General features: G+C 63.0%; 14 protein-coding genes. 4 read left to right on the forward strand and 10 right to left on the reverse strand.

What is annotated here, in order from left to right; genetic code table 11:
• Window positions 1-6 precede the first annotated feature (6 nt).
• Both hemW and lepA read right to left on the reverse strand, forming a co-directional pair.
• The gene (gene hemW, locus AB0N65_RS03120; RefSeq protein WP_364157552.1) at window positions 7-1,236 is read right to left on the reverse strand and encodes a radical SAM family heme chaperone HemW; all 1,230 of its coding nucleotides are present in this window, start codon (window positions 1,234-1,236) and stop codon (window positions 7-9) included.
• Window positions 1,237-3,090: a translation elongation factor 4 gene (gene lepA, locus AB0N65_RS03125; protein ID WP_364157555.1), complete on the reverse strand. Its 1,854-nt coding sequence runs from the start codon at window positions 3,088-3,090 to the stop codon at window positions 1,237-1,239.
• A 142-nt stretch (window positions 3,091-3,232) separates the two neighbouring features.
• Here lepA and AB0N65_RS03130 point away from each other — a divergent pair, with 142 nt between their 5' ends.
• Window positions 3,233-3,769: a type II toxin-antitoxin system PemK/MazF family toxin gene (locus tag AB0N65_RS03130; protein WP_364157558.1), complete on the forward strand. Its 537-nt coding sequence runs from the start codon at window positions 3,233-3,235 to the stop codon at window positions 3,767-3,769.
• Window positions 3,770-3,937: 168 nt separating this feature from the next.
• The gene (rpsT, locus tag AB0N65_RS03135) at window positions 3,938-4,198 is read left to right on the forward strand and encodes a 30S ribosomal protein S20 (RefSeq protein ID WP_021470575.1); all 261 of its coding nucleotides are present in this window, start codon (window positions 3,938-3,940) and stop codon (window positions 4,196-4,198) included.
• 139 nt (window positions 4,199-4,337) lie between these two features.
• Here rpsT and holA read toward each other — a convergent pair whose 3' ends face one another.
• The 8 genes from holA to AB0N65_RS03175 all read right to left on the reverse strand — a co-directional run bounded on the left by holA (window position 4,338) and on the right by AB0N65_RS03175 (window position 16,192).
• Window positions 4,338-5,354: a DNA polymerase III subunit delta gene (gene holA / locus AB0N65_RS03140; protein WP_364157562.1), complete on the reverse strand. Its 1,017-nt coding sequence runs from the start codon at window positions 5,352-5,354 to the stop codon at window positions 4,338-4,340.
• Window positions 5,273-7,045, reverse strand: coding sequence for a ComEC/Rec2 family competence protein (locus tag AB0N65_RS03145; protein WP_364157565.1), 1,773 nt, complete (start codon window positions 7,043-7,045; stop codon window positions 5,273-5,275). Before AB0N65_RS03145 ends, holA begins: the two co-directional genes overlap by 82 nt.
• Window positions 7,038-7,919, reverse strand: coding sequence for a helix-hairpin-helix domain-containing protein (locus AB0N65_RS03150; protein ID WP_364157567.1), 882 nt, complete (start codon window positions 7,917-7,919; stop codon window positions 7,038-7,040). Before AB0N65_RS03150 ends, AB0N65_RS03145 begins: the two co-directional genes overlap by 8 nt.
• Before the next feature lie 69 nt (window positions 7,920-7,988).
• Window positions 7,989-8,972 (reverse strand): DegV family protein, encoded by a 984-nt coding sequence (locus AB0N65_RS03155; RefSeq protein ID WP_364157570.1) that lies wholly within the window; start codon window positions 8,970-8,972, stop codon window positions 7,989-7,991.
• 77 nt (window positions 8,973-9,049) lie between these two features.
• A complete protein-coding gene (leuS, locus tag AB0N65_RS03160) occupies window positions 9,050-11,578 on the reverse strand; it encodes a leucine--tRNA ligase (protein WP_364157573.1) in 2,529 nt (842 codons plus the stop codon).
• A 321-nt stretch (window positions 11,579-11,899) separates the two neighbouring features.
• Window positions 11,900-13,414 carry a glycerol kinase GlpK gene (gene glpK / locus AB0N65_RS03165; protein ID WP_364157575.1) on the reverse strand — a complete coding sequence of 505 codons (1,515 nt, stop codon included), beginning with the start codon at window positions 13,412-13,414 and terminating at the stop codon, window positions 11,900-11,902.
• A 78-nt stretch (window positions 13,415-13,492) separates the two neighbouring features.
• Complete coding sequence (locus tag AB0N65_RS03170; protein ID WP_364157577.1) at window positions 13,493-14,245, reverse strand: MIP/aquaporin family protein; 753 nt, start codon at window positions 14,243-14,245, stop codon at window positions 13,493-13,495.
• 162 nt (window positions 14,246-14,407) lie between these two features.
• On the reverse strand, window positions 14,408-16,192 hold the full coding sequence (locus tag AB0N65_RS03175) for a glycerol-3-phosphate dehydrogenase/oxidase (protein WP_364157579.1): 1,785 nt from the start codon (window positions 16,190-16,192) through the stop codon (window positions 14,408-14,410).
• Between the two features lie 130 nt (window positions 16,193-16,322).
• Here AB0N65_RS03175 and AB0N65_RS03180 point away from each other — a divergent pair, with 130 nt between their 5' ends.
• Window positions 16,323-17,285, forward strand: coding sequence for a sugar-binding domain-containing protein (locus AB0N65_RS03180; protein ID WP_364157581.1), 963 nt, complete (start codon window positions 16,323-16,325; stop codon window positions 17,283-17,285).
• 34 nt (window positions 17,286-17,319) lie between these two features.
• Complete coding sequence (locus tag AB0N65_RS03185) at window positions 17,320-18,201, forward strand: aldo/keto reductase (RefSeq protein WP_364157583.1); 882 nt, start codon at window positions 17,320-17,322, stop codon at window positions 18,199-18,201.
• Window positions 18,202-18,204 lie beyond the last annotated feature (3 nt).

Raw genomic sequence — 18,204 nt, forward strand, 5'->3', positions numbered from 1 at the left:
CAGGACTCAGTCCGGCAGGATCCTGCGAACCACGGCATCGGCGAGCAGCCGCCCCTTCAGGGTCAGGACCAAGCGGCCCTTGAATGCCGCCACAGGATCAACAAGGCCATCAGCAATGAGCCCGGCCATGGCGTGGCGTCCTACCTTGTCCAAAGCGTCCACCGACAGACCGGTCCCAAGGCGCGCCTCAAGCATGATGCGCTCAACCTCCCGGGTACCGGCGTCGAGCGTTTCACGTCCGGCGGCCGGCGAGGAGCCCGCTGCCAGCCTTGATGCATAAGCAGTGGGGTGCTTGACGTTCCACCACCGAACGCCGCCCATGTGGGAATGCGCTCCCGGGCCTACGCCCCACCAGTCATCGCCGCGCCAATAAGCGAGATTGTGGCGGCACGCCTGCTGCGGCGTCCTTGACCAGTTGCTGACCTCGTACCACTTCAGCCCGGATTCCGAAATCAATGTGTCCGCCAGTTCGTACTTTGCTGCGTGATCGTCGTCGTCGATTCCGGGGACTTCGCCGCGCCGGATCTGCGCAGCGAGCTTGGTGCCGTCCTCCACGATCAGAGCGTAGGCGCTGATGTGGTCCGGCTCGTAGGAAAGCGCTGTCTCCAAGGACTCCTGCCAGTCAGCCATGGTCTCGCCGGGTGTGCCGTAGATGAGGTCCAGGCTGACGGCCAGTCCTGCTTTCCGGGCCCACTGCACCACCAAGGGGACACGGCTCGGCGTATGCGTACGGTCAAGCACCTTGAGGACATGCGGCACAGCGGATTGCATACCGAAAGAGACCCGGGTGAAGCCGGCGTCAGCCAGGAGCTTCAAGGATTCGGGCGTGACGGAGTCGGGGTTCGCTTCCGTAGTCACCTCGGCTCCCGGCTCGAGCCCCCAATGAGCAACAGCCGCCCGCAAAATTCGCGCTAAATCAGCCGCCGGAAGCAGCGTGGGCGTCCCACCCCCGAAGAAGACCGTGCTGAGTGGCCTCCGGGGCACCCCTGAAGCGTCGAGGGCGGCGACAGCAAAATCCAGTTCCGCCACAGCTGTGCCCGCGTAGGCATCCTGGGATGCACCACCACCAAGTTCGGTAGCCGTGTAGGTGTTGAAGTCGCAGTAGCCACACCGCACGGCGCAGAACGGGATATGCACGTACAAGCCGAACTTGCGATGTTCGACGCCGGCAAGCACCTGCGGGGGCAGCAAACCGTCCGCAGGTGCCGGGTCGCCCAAGGGAAGGACGCTGGGCATCTACTTCTTGGCCTTGTCCTTGGACTCGTCAGTGGTCAGCGCGGCAATGAACGCCTCCTGGGGCACTTCCACCCGGCCCACCATCTTCATGCGCTTCTTGCCTTCCTTCTGCTTCTCCAGCAGCTTGCGCTTACGGGTGATGTCACCGCCGTAGCACTTGGCAAGGACGTCCTTTCGGATCGCGCGGATGTTCTCGCGGGCAATGATGCGGGAACCGATGGCAGCCTGGATAGGCACCTCAAACTGCTGGCGCGGAATCAGTTCACGCAGCTTGCCGGTCATCATCACGCCGTAGGCATAGGCCTTGTCGCGGTGGGTGATGGCGCTGAAGGCATCCACCTGTTCGCCCTGGAGGAGGATATCGACCTTCACGAGATCAGCAACCTGCTCGCCGTCGGCCTTCCAGTCCAGCGACGCGTAGCCGCGGGTCTTGGACTTCAACTGATCGAAGAAGTCGAACACGATCTCAGCCAAGGGGATCCAGTAACGCATCTCGACGCGGTCCTCGGACAGATAGTCCATGCCCCGCATTTGGCCGCGGCGGCTCTGGCACAACTCCATGATGGCGCCAACGAATTCGTTGGGGGCGAGGATGGTGGCCGCCACCATCGGCTCGCGCACCTCATTGACCTTGCCGGTCGGAAATTCGGACGGGTTGGTCACAGTGGCGACGGACTTGTCTTCGAGCGTTACCTCGTAGACCACGTTGGGGGCTGTGGAGATGAGGTCCAGGTTGAACTCGCGTTCCAGGCGCTCACGGACAATTTCCAAGTGGAGCAGGCCAAGGAAGCCAACACGGAAGCCGAAGCCAAGCGCAGCGGAGGTTTCGGGCTCGTACACCAAGGCGGCGTCGTTGAGCTTGAGCTTGTCCAGCGCCTCGCGAAGATTGGGGTAGTCGGTCCCATCCAGTGGGTAAAGCCCGGAAAAGACCATGGGCTTAGGGTCCTGGTAACCGCCGAGGATCTCCGAGGCGGGCTTGGCAAGGTTGGTGACGGTGTCGCCTACCTTGGATTGCCGCACGTCCTTGACGCCGGTAATGAGGTAACCCACTTCACCCACTCCGAGCCCCTTGGAAGGAACCGGCTCGGGCGAGCTCACCCCTATCTCCAAGAGCTCGTGGCTGGCCTTCGTGGACATCATCTGGATACGTTCGCGGGGACTCAGTTGCCCGTCCACCACCCTGACGTAGGTCACAACTCCACGGTAGGTGTCGTAGACAGAATCAAAAATCATGGCGCGAGCGGGAGCGTTGGCATCGCCTACAGGGTTCGGGATGTCCCGGACGATCCTGTCCAGGAGCGCCTCCACGCCGACGCCGGTCTTGCCGGACACACGCAGGACCTCTTCAGGATCGCCACCAATGAGGTTGGCAAGTTCCTCGGCATACTTTTCGGGCTGCGCGGCCGGAAGGTCGATCTTGTTCAGGACCGGGATGATCGTGAGGTCATTTTCCATGGCCAGGTACAGGTTGGCCAGGGTCTGTGCCTCGATGCCCTGGGCGGCATCGACGAGAAGCACCGCGCCTTCACACGCAGCCAGGGATCGCGAAACTTCGTAGGTGAAGTCCACGTGTCCGGGAGTATCGATCATGTTAAGGGCGTACGGGGTGCCGTCGACTTCCCAAGGCATGCGGACAGCCTGGGATTTGATGGTGATGCCGCGCTCCCGCTCGATATCCATGCGGTCCAGATACTGCGCCTTCATGTCGCGCTGTTGAACGACGCCGGTGAACTGCAGCATTCGGTCGGCCAGGGTCGACTTGCCGTGGTCGATGTGGGCAATGATGCAGAAGTTCCGGATGATGGCCGGATCTGTTGCGGCGGGCACCGGTGCGGTGCGGGCCATGGGAGACACGCAGGATCCTTACTGTCGAAACTCACACGGCTTTTCCACCGGCCGCCGAGGGGCTGGCCGGGACACGCCGTATCTCTGATCCTCTAGTCTCCCATGAACCCGCGGTTCGCCGTACATTTCTCCCGGATGTAGCGTTGGCTCCATGGCATTGGACTTGCGCCCGCTGGGCAAACTCCTCTTGCGCTCCCTTAGGGCGCTCGGCGGCAACACCACAAAACCCGCTGCCCCGACAGCCTCGACCAGGCAACCGGGCGGCCAGGCCGCCGTCGAACGTCAACAGGGCTCCTACCCGGGGGACTTTGCGGGCCGTGCGAAGCTGCGCTACTCCCCCAAGCCGGATGGCCAGCCGGACCCAGGCGAGATCGTGTGGGGCTGGGTTCCCTTCGAGGAAGACCATTCCCGCGGCAAGGATCGCCCTGTTCTCCTGGTAGGGCACGATGGCCCGTGGCTCCTTGGCCTCATGCTGACGTCCAAGGACCACGACAATGGTTTCCGGTCGGAGGACTACGTTGATGTCGGAGCCGGGCCCTGGGACCGTCAAGGGCGGCCAAGCGAAGCGAAACTGGACCGCGTCATTCGACTGGACCCCACGTCTGTCAGGCGCGAGGGAGCCGTGCTCAGCCAATCCCGTTTTCGAGAGGTCGCCCGGGCTCTGCAAGCGCACCACGGCTGGAGTTGATGGCCAGGTCGGCGCGGCGACCTGCTTTCTGCTATCCTTTATAGCTGTGTGTCCGTGCAGGTCGACGGCCACGCATGGTTGGCTGCCATAGGCATCCCCACGCCGCTCAGTCGATGGCCAACCTGATAACCCTCTAGACCATTTCCGCATTAAAAAGAGAGTTCATACGTGGCTAATATCAAGTCCCAGAAGAAGCGCATCCTCACCAACGAGAAGGCTCGCCTGCGTAACAACGCCGTCAAGTCCGAGCTGAAGACGGCCATCCGCGCCGTCAACACCGCCGTTGCGTCTGCTGACAAGGATGCTGCTGCAACTGCACTTGTTGCTGCCAGCCGCAAGCTGGACAAGGCTGTCAGCAAGGGCGTCATTCACAAGAACAACGCTGCAAACCGCAAGTCGGCGATCTCCAAGAAGGTCAACGCACTCTAAGGTTTTTCCAGTTCGACTGAGCTGATCAACAGGCCGGCACCCCTGGGTGCCGGCCTCTTGGGTTTAACGATCACAAACGAGACCACGGAGCCGATCTGCGGACGCCGGTGGCAACGCAGTGTGCCGCAGCTTCGTGGTTCTAGCGTCCCCGGGCTGACGTGGCAATGACTGTCACGGCATGCTCCACGGCATACACGGGATCCCGGGACAGGCCTTTCACCTGCGCATCTGCCTCGGCGACCACCTGGATCGAGCGGATGAGGCCCTCCGGTGTCCATCGCCGGACGTCGCGCTGGGCTTGTTCCACGAGCCACGGTTGCATGCCGAGGTTCTTGGCAATGCTTGCCGAGGAGCCCTGGGCGCCGGCAACTTTGGCAAGGGTCCGCAGCTTGGCGGCCAGCGCCGCCACCAAGGGGACGGGATCCACACCCGTTGAAAGGGCATGCCGCAGTGTGGACAGGGCCAGCGGACCGTTGCCGGCCATGGCGGCATCGGCCACCTTGAACGCTGTGGCCTCCACGCGACCGCCGTAATACCGTTCAACGGTTGCCGCATCAACCGCCGTCGTGGCGTCAGCGATCAACTGGTTGCAGGCCGCCGCGAGTTCCGACAGGTTGGCCCCGACCGCATTGACGAGCGCCTGGACTGCTTCGCCGTCGATACGGCGGCCCCCTGCTTTGAACTCCGCCACGACGAATGCCGTCTTGTCTGCGTCCTTCTTGAGCGGCTGGCAGTCGATCAGCGGCCACCCTGCGGACTTCACAGCATCGAGCAACTTCTTGCCGCGGACCCCTCCCGCGTGGCGCAACACCAGGACAACGTCCTGTTCCGGGTGGGACAAATACGACAACGCGTCAGCCAGGAAGGCATCGTTCATGGCTTCCAGGCCATCAACCTCGATCAACTTCCCTTCTCCGAAAAGTGAAGGGGTGACCGTCATGGCAAGGGACCCGGCCTCATAGGAGCCCGCGCTAAGCCTGCTGAGTTCAACGTCCGGAGTTGCAACTCGCACCTTGCTCCGAATGTGGTCCATTGCACGGATGCCGAGGTACTCCTCGGGTCCGCTGACGAGCACTACGGGGGCCGGCGCTGCCTCCCGCCAACTGATGGTGTTCGCAGCGGCGCTCTTGGCCCGGGTGTTTTGGGCAGCAGCCAAGGGTGATTCCTTCCGGACGATTTCTTGCAGGTTTCAAGTCTCCCATGCCTGGGCGGGCGCCTCGCCCAACGCCCCCGCAACCCCCGGTCGCTCAGGTTGCGGGTTTCCGTGGCTTCGAGTTTTTCGAGAACCTTCACCAGCCTGTCATGCAGTGCGAAAACCATCCGGATCACGCCGGCAGGATGCAGGAGTGCCCACGTCAAACCCATCGTCAGAACGGAGAGGAGGGCCATGGCCACGATGCCGGGCGCTCCCTCCGCCCATGGCAGGGCCGCACCGGGCAGGCCCGCAAAGAACCTGGCCACACCGGCCACCATGCCGGCACTCGTACCTGCCAAGGCAACCGGAACTGCCGCGCCGGCAGGATGGATCACTGACAAGGGAACGGCTAGGGTGCCCATAATGGTCACCGGTGCCACCAAGGGACCGGCCAGCACGTTGGCGATGAGCGCATACGGAGATAATTGAGGTTGCAGGGCGACAAGGACAGGTCCGCAAAGCACTTGGGCAGACAGAGGAACTGACAGCCCCGCCGCGAGCCATGGGGGCATACGCGAAGGCAACCACGTTGCAATCCGACCAGCAAACAAGACGATGCCCAGTGTTGCCAGGACTGACAGGAGGAATCCATAAGTTCCGGCCAAGGTGGGGTCCAACAGGAGCAGGACAACCGTTGCCAGGCACAGGAATGTAAGGGACCTTCCCCGCAAACCACCGGTCATCGCCATCAACCCTACGAATCCCATGACGGCTGCCCGAAGGACGCTGGGTTCGGGCCCTACCAGCACGACGAAGGCTGTGAGCCCGGCACCCGCCGCGGCCGCAGCCAGGGGCCGTGACAGGCGCAGTGACCGTGCCAAGATGAGGAACGCACCCATGATGAGGCTGCAGTTGGCTCCGCTGACAGCCGTCAGGTGCGTCATTCCTACTGTTTTCATGTCGGCCTCAAGTTCCTCCGGCAACGCACTTGTGTCCCCCGCGACCATTCCCGGCAGCAGGCCGGCGGCGTCCGGAGGCAGCCAAGAGGCGGCTCCGCGGAACGACGTACGCAGCTGCGCGGCTGTATGATTCACGTCGAAGCCGCTTTCAATGATGACCGGGCCCGAAGAGGCGGAGAGCACGGCTGCTTCGGATTGGCCGGGTCTTGCTTCCTTGAGGGTCCCGGTGGTCCTTATCCCCTGTCCGGGCTGGACGTCCCGCCATTCGTCCCCTCCGACGACCACGAGCTCCGCAGCGCCACGGACGACTTGCTCGTGGGATGTCAGCTGGATGAGACTCGCCGCAATGATCCATCTGCTGTGGCCTGAATTTCCGGACGCCACGGAGGCGGGCGTTCCCTTCACCATGATGTGAATAAGAACACCTTCCCCTTCCCCTACTGCCCCAGCCAGCGGACCGTGCTCACGCATTCCCGCAGTCAGCGCACAATGACCGGCCGCGACGGCGCCCGAGATGCACGCGATGGCAAGCGTGGCTGACAGTGTCCGAGCGGCTGCCCGGCCCGGTTCAGGCCGCCCCGCCCCAGCCAACAGGAAGACGGCCGCCAACGCGAGGACGGCACAAACACCGCCGGACGCCGGACCCGGGATGAACCCGCCAACAAGGGAAGCTGTCCACGTAGCCACTACCGCAGGGATAAGGCGCAGATCCACGCGCTTTCGCACCACGGAGTCCGCTGCAGCTTCAACCACCCTGCACCGTCACCAGGTCCTGCAGCGATTCCATGAGTTTGGGTCCTATGCCGCTGATCGCATCCAACTCATCCACCGAAGCAAAAAGTCCATGTTCCTTGCGCCAGTCGACGATCCGTTGGGCCATGACAGGCCCAACCCCGGGTAGTGTTCCGAGCTCTTCGACGGAGGCTGTATTGATGTTAATGAGTGTGCCGGCAGGAGCCGCTCCGGTGCTGCCCGCCTGTTCGGAAGCGCCGGCGGATCCTCCACCTTCCACCGTTTCAGGCATTGGCGGCTCCCCGGCAGCAGGGACGTGGATTTTGGCCCCATCAGTCACTGTTGCCGCAAGATTGAGCGAATTTACGTCTGCTGCGGCTGTTGTTCCGCCTGCTGCGTCGATTGCTTGGAACACACGGCTCCCTGGTGGAAGAGAGACGACTCCCGGCCTTTGCACCGCCCCGGAAACATGCACCAGAAGTTTGGCGGCCTCATCCGTTGCCTTGGGCGCCTCGGATGCATCCGAGGGAGTTGCGGACGTGCCCTCACCTTCCGCGCCGGAGTGTTGCTTCGCGCCACCCTCGATGGATTCCGACTGGCCGAGGGGCTCGATTGACGGCTGCCCGGTGGCCGATTGCCAAAAATACCAAGTCACCATGGCGGCGCCTGCAAGGGCCAACAGTACCGCTACCCGCCACGGCGTCCGCAACCGGAGCCGGGGACCACGCGACGTATGCTCCGGGAGGAAGCGGGAAGCGTCTTCCTCGGTTTCCTCCGCCGGTGACAGCGACAGCAAAGGTCCGCCGTCACCGGAGTGCCCCATTCGTGTGGCGAACCGCTGCCGCACGGCCTGCGCTGCGGCGTCCGGGGACGCGTCGGTGTTCCAGCGTGGCATGAAGTGAGCCTACGGTGGATGCAGTTTGAGTGGCGCACGTTGCTTGGGCTATGTGGATAACCGGGCTTCTCAGCCCGCCGGCGTACTGCTCTCCCCCACAATCACGGCCAGGACACCCAACCCGGCGTGGGCCGCCAGGACTGCGGGAAGTGCGCTGATCTGCGCCGGTGGGCAGTCCGGACAATTGTCCCGTAGCCTCAACGCCAAAGTCTCCGCTTCGGCCTGGTTGCCGAAGTGGTGAACCGCCAACCTTGATTGCCCGGCCGGACGGGATGCGACATCCTCCGCGACGATTTCTTCCAACCGCGCCACCGCACGCCCAGCCGACCGCACCTTTTCCAGCGGCACGATCTTGCCGCCGTCGACAGCGAGAATCGGTTTAATGGCAAGTACCGTGCCCAGCAGCGATGCTGCAGCGCCTATACGCCCTCCCCGCCTCAGCTGCTCCAGGCTGGGAACGTAAAAGTAGACCTTCGTCCGGCTCATGCGCCGCTCCGCAAACGCACGGACTTCATCCGCCGCTTGGCCATCTGCGGCAGCAACAACAGCGCTTTGGACACCCATGCCTTGTGCCATCCCCACCGTGCGTGAGTCGAGGACTTCCACCGGGATCTGAACGCGTGCAGCAGCAAGGCGCGCCGCATCAGCGGTGCCCGACAACTCGGCTGAAATGTGGATGGACACGACGGACTCGAAGCCACGACGCTGGGCAGCAAGGTACGCCTGCTCGAATTGGCCCGGCGAGGGACGGGAAGTGCGCACTGCTGTGCCCGACGCCAACGCAAGGGCCAGTGTCTCGGTAATGTCGTCTTCGCCCTCGCCGTAAATTTCGTCCCCCACCATGACGGGCATGGGAACAACAGCAAGCCGACCATCTGCTGCGAAGGCAGCCACCCAGTCAGCAGGCAAAGCGGCCGCGGAATCCGTCACCACCGCGGTCTTGACGACGGCGGCCAGCAGTTCGTCGGGATCGGCCACCGGGACTGAGGGCTGCTTGAGCCGGGAAAGTCGTTCCTTGAGCCACATCCAGGCAGGTGGTTCACGTTCAGGCACACAACCTCCAACGACGGCGACCGGCCGCCGGCATCTGCCGACGGCCGCAAATGTCCTTGCGCCCCTTTCCTCGCTTATCAGGCCGGGACGATGTTCACCAGTTTAGGCGCGCGAACAATCACCGTGCGGATGCCACGGCCGTCCATGGCCCGCTGCACGTTCCCGGAAGCCAGGGCCAGTTCACGCAGGTCGTCCTCGCTGATGTCCGGCGAAACTTCCAGGCGGTCACGGACCTTGCCCTGGACCTGAACCACAGCCGTGACTGTGTCCTGGACCAGCAACGCGTCGTCGTGCCGGGGCCATCCGGCGTTGGCTACCGATGCCGGGTGACCGAGGGCGCTCCACAGGTCCTCTGCCGTGTAGGGAGCAAACAGGCTCAGGATGACAGCTACGGCTTCAACAGCCTCGCGGACAGCTGGATCCGCCCCGCCGGCACCGGAATCGATGGTCTTACGGGTGGCATTGACCAGCTCCATGAGTCGGGCCACCACGACGTTGAACTTGTTGTTGTCCAGCAGTTCGGCGGCATCGGCGATGGTCTTGTGGGTCACCGTACGCAGAGCGCGGTCACCCGTGGCGGGGTCGACGCCCGGTTCGCTGCTGACATCCTGGCCAAGGCGCCAGGCGCGGGCAAGGAACTTAGCCGAACCGGACGGGGAAACGTCTGCCCAGTCCACGTCGTCTTCCGGCGGCGAGGCGAAGACCATGGTCAGACGGACTGCGTCCACGCCAAACTTATCCAGTTGTTCACCGAGGTCAACGCCGTTGCCGAGGGACTTGCTCATGGCCTTGCCGCCGTTGAGCACCTGGCCCTGGTTGAGCAACGCGCTGAACGGCTCGCTTGCCTCGATCAGCCCGATGTCTTTGATGACCTTGGTGAAGAAGCGGGCGTACAGCAAGTGGAGGATGGCGTGCTCAACGCCGCCCACGTACTGGCCGACCGGCATCCAGTCATTGATCTTTTCCGGATCGAACGGACCCTCGGTGTAGTTCGGTGACACGAACCGCAGGAAGTACCAGGACGAGTCCACGAAAGTGTCCATCGTGTCGGTGTCGCGCTGTGCGGCACGGCCGCAGTTGGGGCACTCGACGTTGACCCACTCGACGGCGGCAGCCAGCGGAGAGGTGCCCTTTGGCGCCAGCGCCTCGCCACGGAGGTCCTCGGGCAGCCGGACAGGTAGTTGGTCGTCAGGAACAGGCACTTCCCCGCATTCGGCGCAGTGGATGATGGGAATCGGAGTGCCCCAGAAGCGCTGGCGGCTCAGAAGCCAGTCCCGGAGCCTGAAGTTCACGAACTTCTCACCGGTTCCGAGCTTCTCAAGGATCCCGATCGCGGCAGGAATGGCCTCGGACTTGGAAAGACCGTCCAGCTGCCCGGAGTTCTTGAGCGTGCCTTCGCCTGCCGTGGCCACGCCGGTTTCGGCGGGATCTTCGTCGCCGGTATCCAGGACAGCCCTGACCGGCAGGTCGAACGCCTTGGCGAAGTCGAGGTCGCGCTGGTCGTGTGCAGGAACGGCCATGATGGCACCCGTCCCGTAGTCGGCCAGGACGTAGTCCGCTGCCCACACGGGGAGCTTCTCACCGTTGAGGGGGTTCACGGCATAGCGGCCTGTGAAGACGCCGGTCTTTTCGCGCTCGGTGGATTGGCGCTCAATTTCGGAGAGGGCCTTGACCTTTTCCCGGTAGGCCATGAGTTCGTCGTGCTGTTCGGGTGTCACCAGGTCCAGGGCCAGATGGGCATCCGCTGCCACGACGAAGAAGGTGGCACCGTAGAGCGTGTCCGGCCGGGTGGTGAAAACGGTGACTTCGCGTTCCGCGCGGTCCCCGGCAGCTTCAATCACGAACCGGACGTGGGCGCCCTCCGAGCGGCCGATCCAGTTGCGCTGCATGGCGAGCACACGCTCGGGCCAGTGGCCTTGCAGCTGGTCCATGTCCTCCAGAAGCCGGTCTGCGTAGTCGGTGATTTTGAAGTACCACTGGTTCAGCGACTTCTTGGTGACGGCGGTACCGCAACGTTCGCAGGCGCCGTTGACCACCTGTTCGTTGGCGAGCACGGTGAGGTCTTTGGGGCACCAGTTGACGGGCGAGTCCTTGCGGTAAGCCAGGCCGCGCTCATGGAACCGCTTGAACAGCCACTGGGTCCAGCGATAGTACTCAGGGTCGGACGTGTGGAGGCGGCGGGACCAGTCAGCAGAAATGGCGTAGCGCTTGAAGGAGGCCGCCTGCGTGTCGATGTTGGCATAGGTCCACTCGCTGGGGTGGGCGCTGCGTTTGATGGCGGCGTTTTCAGCGGGCAGGCCGAAGGAGTCCCAACCGATGGGGTGCAGGACGTCGAACCCCTTCTGCCGGAGGTAGCGCGCTACGACGTCGCCCATGGCGAAGGCCTCGGCGTGGCCCATGTGGAGGTCGCCGGAGGGGTAGGGGAACATATCGAGCACGTAGCGGCGTTCCCGCGATCCATCGTCTGCAGGCGTGAACACTTTGAGGTCGTCCCAGACCTGCGGCCACTTTGCTTCCATCGCAGCGAAGCTGTAGACGCCTTCTTCAGGCGCTCCGGCTGCGGCTGTCTGTGCTGTTCCGGTCTCTGTCTCCGGCTGAACGCTCACTGCTGCCCTCTTCTGTTCTTCGATGGCGGTATATTCCTCCTGCTGTGTTCCGGAAACCCCCGGACACACAAAAGCCCCTCGACAATGGAGGGGCGGCCGCACGGCTGGTAAAAACCGGGCGGCTAGCTAAGCAGAAGGATCGCACGCATAGATCTACAATAGCGCACCTCCACCATTCATCTCGCCGACAAGTCCGATGGGCCTGCGGCGCGCGGGTCAGGTAGCTGACGGTTGAGTTGATGGCAGCCGCGCCTCGCCCGGGTGTGGTGGGCACCGCGAAGCGGGCGGGGCAGGCGCGGCTGCCATCAACGTCAGGTCAGGCTACTTCACATCTTCGTCGACCCAGTCCATCGACTTGGTTACGGCTTTCTTCCACAACCGCAGCTGTCGCTCCTGCTCCTCAGCCGGCAGTTGCGGCTCCCATCGCTTGTCTTCGCCCCAGTTGGCACTGAGTTCGCCGAGGTCCGTCCAGAACCCCACTGCGAGTCCGGCAGCATAGGCGGCTCCGAGGGCGGTTGTTTCGACGACCTTCGGACGGACCACCGGGACGCCCAGGATGTCGGCCTGGAACTGCATGAGCGCTTCATTGGCGACCATGCCGCCGTCGACCTTCAACTCGGTGAGCGGAACGCCCGAGTCCGCGTTGACCGCGTCAAGCACCTCGCGGGTCTGGAAAGCCGTTGCCTCCAGTGCTGCCCTTGCAATGTGGCCTTTGTTGGCGAAGCGGGTGAGTCCTACGATGGCGCCGCGGGCGTCTGCCCGCCAGTACGGCGCGAACAGGCCGGAGAAGGCCGGAACAATGTATACGCCGCCGTTGTCCTCGACTGAGGCTGCCAGTTCCTCGACTTGGGGCGCGGAGCTGATCATGCCAAGGTTGTCACGCAGCCACTGGATCAACGATCCGGTGACGGCGATGGAACCTTCCAACGCGTAGTGGGGTTTGTCGTCGCCCAGTTTGTACCCCAGCGTGGTGAGCAGTCCGTTCTTCGAGTGGACGATCTCTTCCCCGGTGTTGAAGATGAGGAAGCAGCCGGTGCCGTAGGTGTTCTTGGCTTCGCCGGGCTGGAAGGCGGCCTGCCCGAACGTGGCGGCCTGCTGGTCCCCCAGGATGCCGGCTACAGGTACTTCGCGCAGCAACTGGGAGGTGTGGACGTGCCCGTAAACTTCGGAAGAGGACTTGATGGCGGGCATCATGGACGCCGGTACGCCGAACACATCCAGGATGTCCTGGTCCCACTGGAGGGTTTCCAGATCCATGAACAGCGTGCGGGAAGCGTTGGTCACGTCTGTGACGTGCACTCCGCCGTCCACACCACCGGTCAGGTTCCAAAGCACCCATGCGTCTGTATTGCCGAAAAGAAGGTCGCCGGCTTCCGCGCGTTCACGGGCACCGTCAACGTTGTCCAGGATCCACTTGATCTTCGTTCCCGAGAAGTAGGTCGCCAAGGGCAGGCCGACCTTTTCTTTGAAGCGCTCCGCTCCCCCGTCCTTGGCGAGCTCGTCAACGATCGGCTGGGTACGCGTGTCCTGCCAGACAATGGCGTTGTACACCGCTTCACCGGTGTTCTTGTCCCAGACAACAGCGGTTTCCCGCTGGTTGGTGATTCCGACGGCGGCAATATCGTGCCGGGTCAGGTTCGCCTTGGACAGGGCGGAACCGATGACTTCCCGGGTGTTGTTCCAGATTTCGGCGGGGTCGTGTTCCACCCATCCGGCCTGCGGGAAGATCTGCTCGTGTTCCATCTGGCCTGTTGAGACGATGTTGCCTGAGTGGTCGAAGACGATCGCACGGGAGCTGGTGGTGCCTTGGTCGATTGCGATGACGTATTGATTCATGGTGACGTCCTTGTCTGCTTGGGTGGTTGGTGTTGGTCGATCAGAAGGGCACGGCGTACCGCGCGGGGTTGCTTATTTCTAGCCGGCGATTGCAGGCATGATGTCCGGCACGAGGAGCGCCACGAGGCCGGCGAGTGCACCGCCGACAAGCGGACCAACAACGGGAATCCAGGAGTAGGCCCAGTCGCTGGAACCCTTGCCGTGGATGGGCAGGACAGCATGCGCAATGCGTGGGCCCAGGTCACGTGCAGGGTTGATGGCGTAGCCGGTGGGACCGCCGAGCGACACACCGATACCGACAACCAGGAGGGCGACGGCCAGGGGGCCAAGGCCCGAAGGAGTGCCACCGAACGTCAGGATGACGAAGACGAGGACAAACGTGCCAATGATTTCGGTGATCAGGTTCCACGGTGTGGAGCGGATGGCCGGGCCGGTGGAGAAAGTTCCCAATTTGTTGGCTGCCAGCGGTTCGGCGTCGAAGTGCTGTTTGTAGGCTGCCCAGCACACCACGGCGCCAAGGAAGGCGCCCAGCATTTCACCGCCGAAGTAGGTCAGCGTTGACGCGAAATCGACAGGGACATCGGGGGCATATTCCTTGCTCCCCTTGACAAGCAGGCCCAGGGTGACTGCGGGGTTCAGGTGCGCGCCGGACTTTGCGGCCACGAAAACGCCCGCGAAGACCGCAATTCCCCAGCCCCACGTCACCATCAGGAATCCGCCGTTGTTGCCCTTGGTGCCTTTGAGCGCAACGTTGGCCACGACGCCGCAACCCAACAGGGTCAGCATCGCGGTTCCGAAAACTTCGGAAAGGAAAACTATTCCTAGAGACATCTTTGACTCCTCATTTTTCTGTTATCAGCCCCCTCGCGGGTTGAAGAGGCTGTTGGGACGGCACCGGGTTGCCGGCGCCGTCCCGGCGGCGGGTCATCACGAACCCGCCTCCCCCACTCCGTCCATACCGCTCAGGACGGAGGAGTTTTGTGCTTGCCCGGGTCAGGCTACGAGGCTGTGCACCTCCACGTTGTGGAATCGTTGGAGGACTTCCTGCGCATGACGGATCTCCTTCTCCCGGGTCGCGGCATCCCAACCCAGTGGACCCGCCAGTGCTGCAGCGAGCTCATTGAGCAGCTCACCGGTGACGAGGCCACGGAAAGCCAGCGAAGTCCGGCGAATGAGCACATCCACCAAATGGCCGATCTGTTCGTGTACGGCCATGAACTCCACCTCGCGGACGCTGAGTTCGCGCGTGGAACGCAAGGGCATGTCATGTCCTGCATTGAGGTAGGCGATGACGGCTTCCGCCCTTGTCCCGTAGCGCGTCAACAGCCCTTGCACACGGTCGGCATCCAATCCCGGACCCATGTGCTTCTTGATCCATTCCTGCTCGCCTTGGGGCGTGGCCGGGAAGCCGGCACCGCCACCTATGGCGAGTTTCGCCGTCGAGACTTTCCGTTCCTTGCCAAGTTCGCGAAGGACGTCGTCGGTCATGTGTTCGGCAAGGGCGCGGAACGTGGTCCACTTGCCGCCCACCAGGCTGAGTACGACGGCGGCCTTGCCGCCTGGCGTAGCGACGGCACCTTCACCTGCCCGGACAGTGCGTTCGATGCGATAGTCCCGGGAGACGAAGCCCGGCTGCGTCGCGTCGTGGCGCGGCAAGGGCCTGACGCCGGAGAAGCTGTACACGATGTGCCCGCGGTCCACGGAGATCGTGGGGAAGACGTGGCCGACGAGGTCAAAGAAGTAATCAACCTCGGCTTCGGTGCAGACGGCGTCTTCGGACATGTCGGCGTCGACGTCCGTGGTGCCGACCAGTACCCGGTCCCCCATCGGGTAGATGAGGACGATGCGGCCGTCGGTGTGTTCGAAGAAGATTTCGCGGCCGTTGCACGCCGCCAGTAGTTCCGGGTGGTCGAGCACGATATGTGAACCTTTGGTTCCTCCCATGAAGTGGCTCGCGGCACCCATCGCCTTGTTGGTGAGGTCTACCCAGGCGCCGGTGGTGTTGACGATGACGTCTGCTTGGAAGTCGAATTCCCCGCCAGTCAGCTCGTCACGGAGCCGCACACCGTTGGCGCCCATCGACACCACGGAAAGGTAGTTGCTGGCACGGGCGGATCCCCCGGGAAGGCCGCCGCCACGTCCTGCTTTTTCGCCGTCCTGGAGGACGTCCAGGGTGAGCCGCTCCGGGTTATGCACGGACGCATCAAAGTACGTAGCGGTGTACTTGATTCCGGGATGCAGCCGCGGCAGTTCTGCCAGGGCTTTGTCACGCCCAAGGAATTGGTGCCGCGGAACGCTTCCGCCGTCCCGTGAGAAGAAGTCGTACATACTCAGGCCGAGCTTGATCAGGAAGGCGCCGCGTTCCTTCGGTTTACCCTGCTTGTGCGTCAGGAAACGCATGGGTGCCGACAGGATGCCGGAGAAAGTGCTGAAAACCGGAATGGTGGTCTGCAGGGGTTTGACATAGTGCGGGGCGATCCGCAGGAGCCTGTTGCGTTCCACTACCGATTCCTGCACCAGGCGGAACTCTCCGTTTTCGAGGTAGCGGATCCCGCCGTGGATCATATGCGACGAAGCGCCGCTGGCACCCTGGCAGTAGTCGCCGCGCTCAACGAGGGCCACGTCCACGCCTTGGAGTGCCAGGTCCCGGAAGGTTCCGACCCCGTTGATCCCGCCCCCGATAATAAGTACCTGGGCCGAGGGCCGTTCACGCAAAGACGCTGCAGCTTCGCGGCCATGCCCGCCAGTCGGTGTACCGGAATTCGTGTTGTGTCCCAAAACTGCTCCCTTGGGCTTGGTTCGCCTTGTCTGTGCGCGGCACTCCCGCCGCTGCACCTTTCACCACTAATCTGGCGAAGGTGGAAAATGGAGTCAAGCTATTTGCACAAACGTGCAGAAAGGAAACGAGATGGGACGATCACGTCATTCGGATGCGCTTCGGGCCGCACAAATGTATTACTTGCAGGACCTGACCATGGACGCCATCGCGCGCGAACTCAGGACGTCGCGGTCAACGGTCTCAAGGCTGCTGTCCTCCGCCCGCGAGACGGGCCTGGTGCAGGTGCAGATCCGAAGCCCCTTTGACACGGCGCCTGAGTTGGAAAGCCAGATCCGGAACCAGTTCGGCGTGGACGTCCATGTGGTGCCCGTCCTCGACACGCTCAATGAAGCCGAAACCCTGGACCGTGTTGCCATGCAGGCGGCGCGGACCATCGGACCCCTGGTGGACTCGAATGCGATCATCGGTGTGGCTTGGGGTGCCACGCTCAGCGCCGTCAGCCGGCACCTTACAAGGAAGGTCACCCACGACAGCATCGTGGTCCAACTCAACGGCGCCGGAAATATGCAGACCACGGGGATCACCTACGCGAGCGACATCATGAGGCGTTTCGGAAACGCCTACGGCGCGCGGGTGGAACAGTTCCCCGTGCCGGCATTCTTCGATCACGCGGCAACCAAGACAGCCATGTGGAATGAGCGAAGCGTTCAGCGGATCCTGGATTTGCAGGCACGCATGAGCATCGCCATCTTTGGTGTCGGTTCCGTGGACTCGGACTATCCGAGCCATGTGTATGCGGGCGGCTACCTCGACGAGCACGACCTCAGCATGTTGGCTGCCGATGATGTGGTGGGTGACGTGGCAACGGTCTTTTTCCGGAGTGACGGATCCTCGGACGGCATCACCTTGAACGAACGGTCCACCGGTCCCAGCCATGAACAATTACGCCAAGTACGGCGACGGATCTGCGTCGTGTCCGGAGCCTCGAAAATCAACGGACTCCAAGGAGCCTTGGCCGCCGGCCTTGCCACCGACCTCATCCTCGACGAAGCGTCAGCCCGCCGCCTGGTGAGTTTCAACGCCCAGTCCTGAGGCATTCCGCTTCGGAATGGGTAGAGTCGTTGCTATGAGATTCCCGGCCCGGCTGCCCCTGAACAATGGCGTGATGATGGATCGTCTGGGCTTTGGACTCTACAAGGTGCCCCCGAAGGAAGCCGAAGCCTTGGTGAGCACCGCCTTGGGCGAAGGTTACCGCCGCTTCGATACCGCCGCGATGTACCGCAACGAGGTCGGTGTCGGCCGGGCCATCGGCGGCGCCATTGGCGATGCCAACGAAGCAAACCTCGGGACGGGAGGATCCGGAGAATCCGTTCACGCGCTGGGCCGTGAGGATATCTTCGTCACCACCAAGGTCTGGAATGACGACCAGGGCTACGACGCAACGCTCCGTGCCTTCGATTCGTCCATGGCCAACCTTGGTCTCGATTACGTGGACCTATATCTGATCCACTGGCCGTGTGCCGGCCGTGGACTCTTCGTGGAGACCTACCAAGCGATGGAGACCTTGTATCGTGAGGGAAAAATCCGGGCGATTGGTGTCTCGAACTTCCAACCCGGACACTTGGAAGAACTCATGCAAAAGGCCGAGGTCGTCCCGGCCGTCAACCAGATCGAGCTCCACCCCTGGCTGCAGCAGTCAAGGCTCCGCACGCTTCACGACCAGCTCGGGATACGAACAGAGGCCTGGAGTCCCCTTGGTCGCGGGCAGGTACTTGCCGATCCTGCGATTGTCGGCCTGGCAGAGAAGTACGGCAGGACACCTGCCCAGGTAGTCCTCCGCTGGCACCTCCAACTCGGAAACCTGGTCATTCCCAAGGCCAGTTCAGCCGGGAGGATCAAAGAGAACTTTGGCGTCTTCGATTTCGAATTGGACGCGGCTGACATGGAAGGCATCGCCGGACTGGAACGCCACCACCGCACGGGTTCGCATCCGGACAACGTGAATTAGGAA

Origin of the sequence: Paenarthrobacter sp. NPDC089322 (assembly GCF_040684895.1) — a bacterium.
Taxonomy (GTDB): Bacteria; Actinomycetota; Actinomycetes; order Actinomycetales; family Micrococcaceae; genus Arthrobacter.

What these genes read in the sequence shown, in the direction of transcription:
- AB0N65_RS03150 (WP_364157567.1), bottom strand. Translation starts at nt 7,919, where the DNA reads ATGCCACGCTGGAACACCGACGCGTCCCCGGACGCCGCAGCGCAGGCC.
- glpK (WP_364157575.1), bottom strand. Translation starts at nt 13,414, where the DNA reads ATGAATCAATACGTCATCGCAATCGACCAAGGCACCACCAGCTCCCGT.
- AB0N65_RS03130 (WP_364157558.1), top strand. Translation starts at nt 3,233, where the DNA reads ATGGCATTGGACTTGCGCCCGCTGGGCAAACTCCTCTTGCGCTCCCTT.
- AB0N65_RS03185 (WP_364157583.1), top strand. Translation starts at nt 17,320, where the DNA reads ATGAGATTCCCGGCCCGGCTGCCCCTGAACAATGGCGTGATGATGGAT.
- hemW (WP_364157552.1), bottom strand. Translation starts at nt 1,236, where the DNA reads ATGCCCAGCGTCCTTCCCTTGGGCGACCCGGCACCTGCGGACGGTTTG.
- AB0N65_RS03170 (WP_364157577.1), bottom strand. Translation starts at nt 14,245, where the DNA reads ATGTCTCTAGGAATAGTTTTCCTTTCCGAAGTTTTCGGAACCGCGATG.
- AB0N65_RS03180 (WP_364157581.1), top strand. Translation starts at nt 16,323, where the DNA reads ATGGGACGATCACGTCATTCGGATGCGCTTCGGGCCGCACAAATGTAT.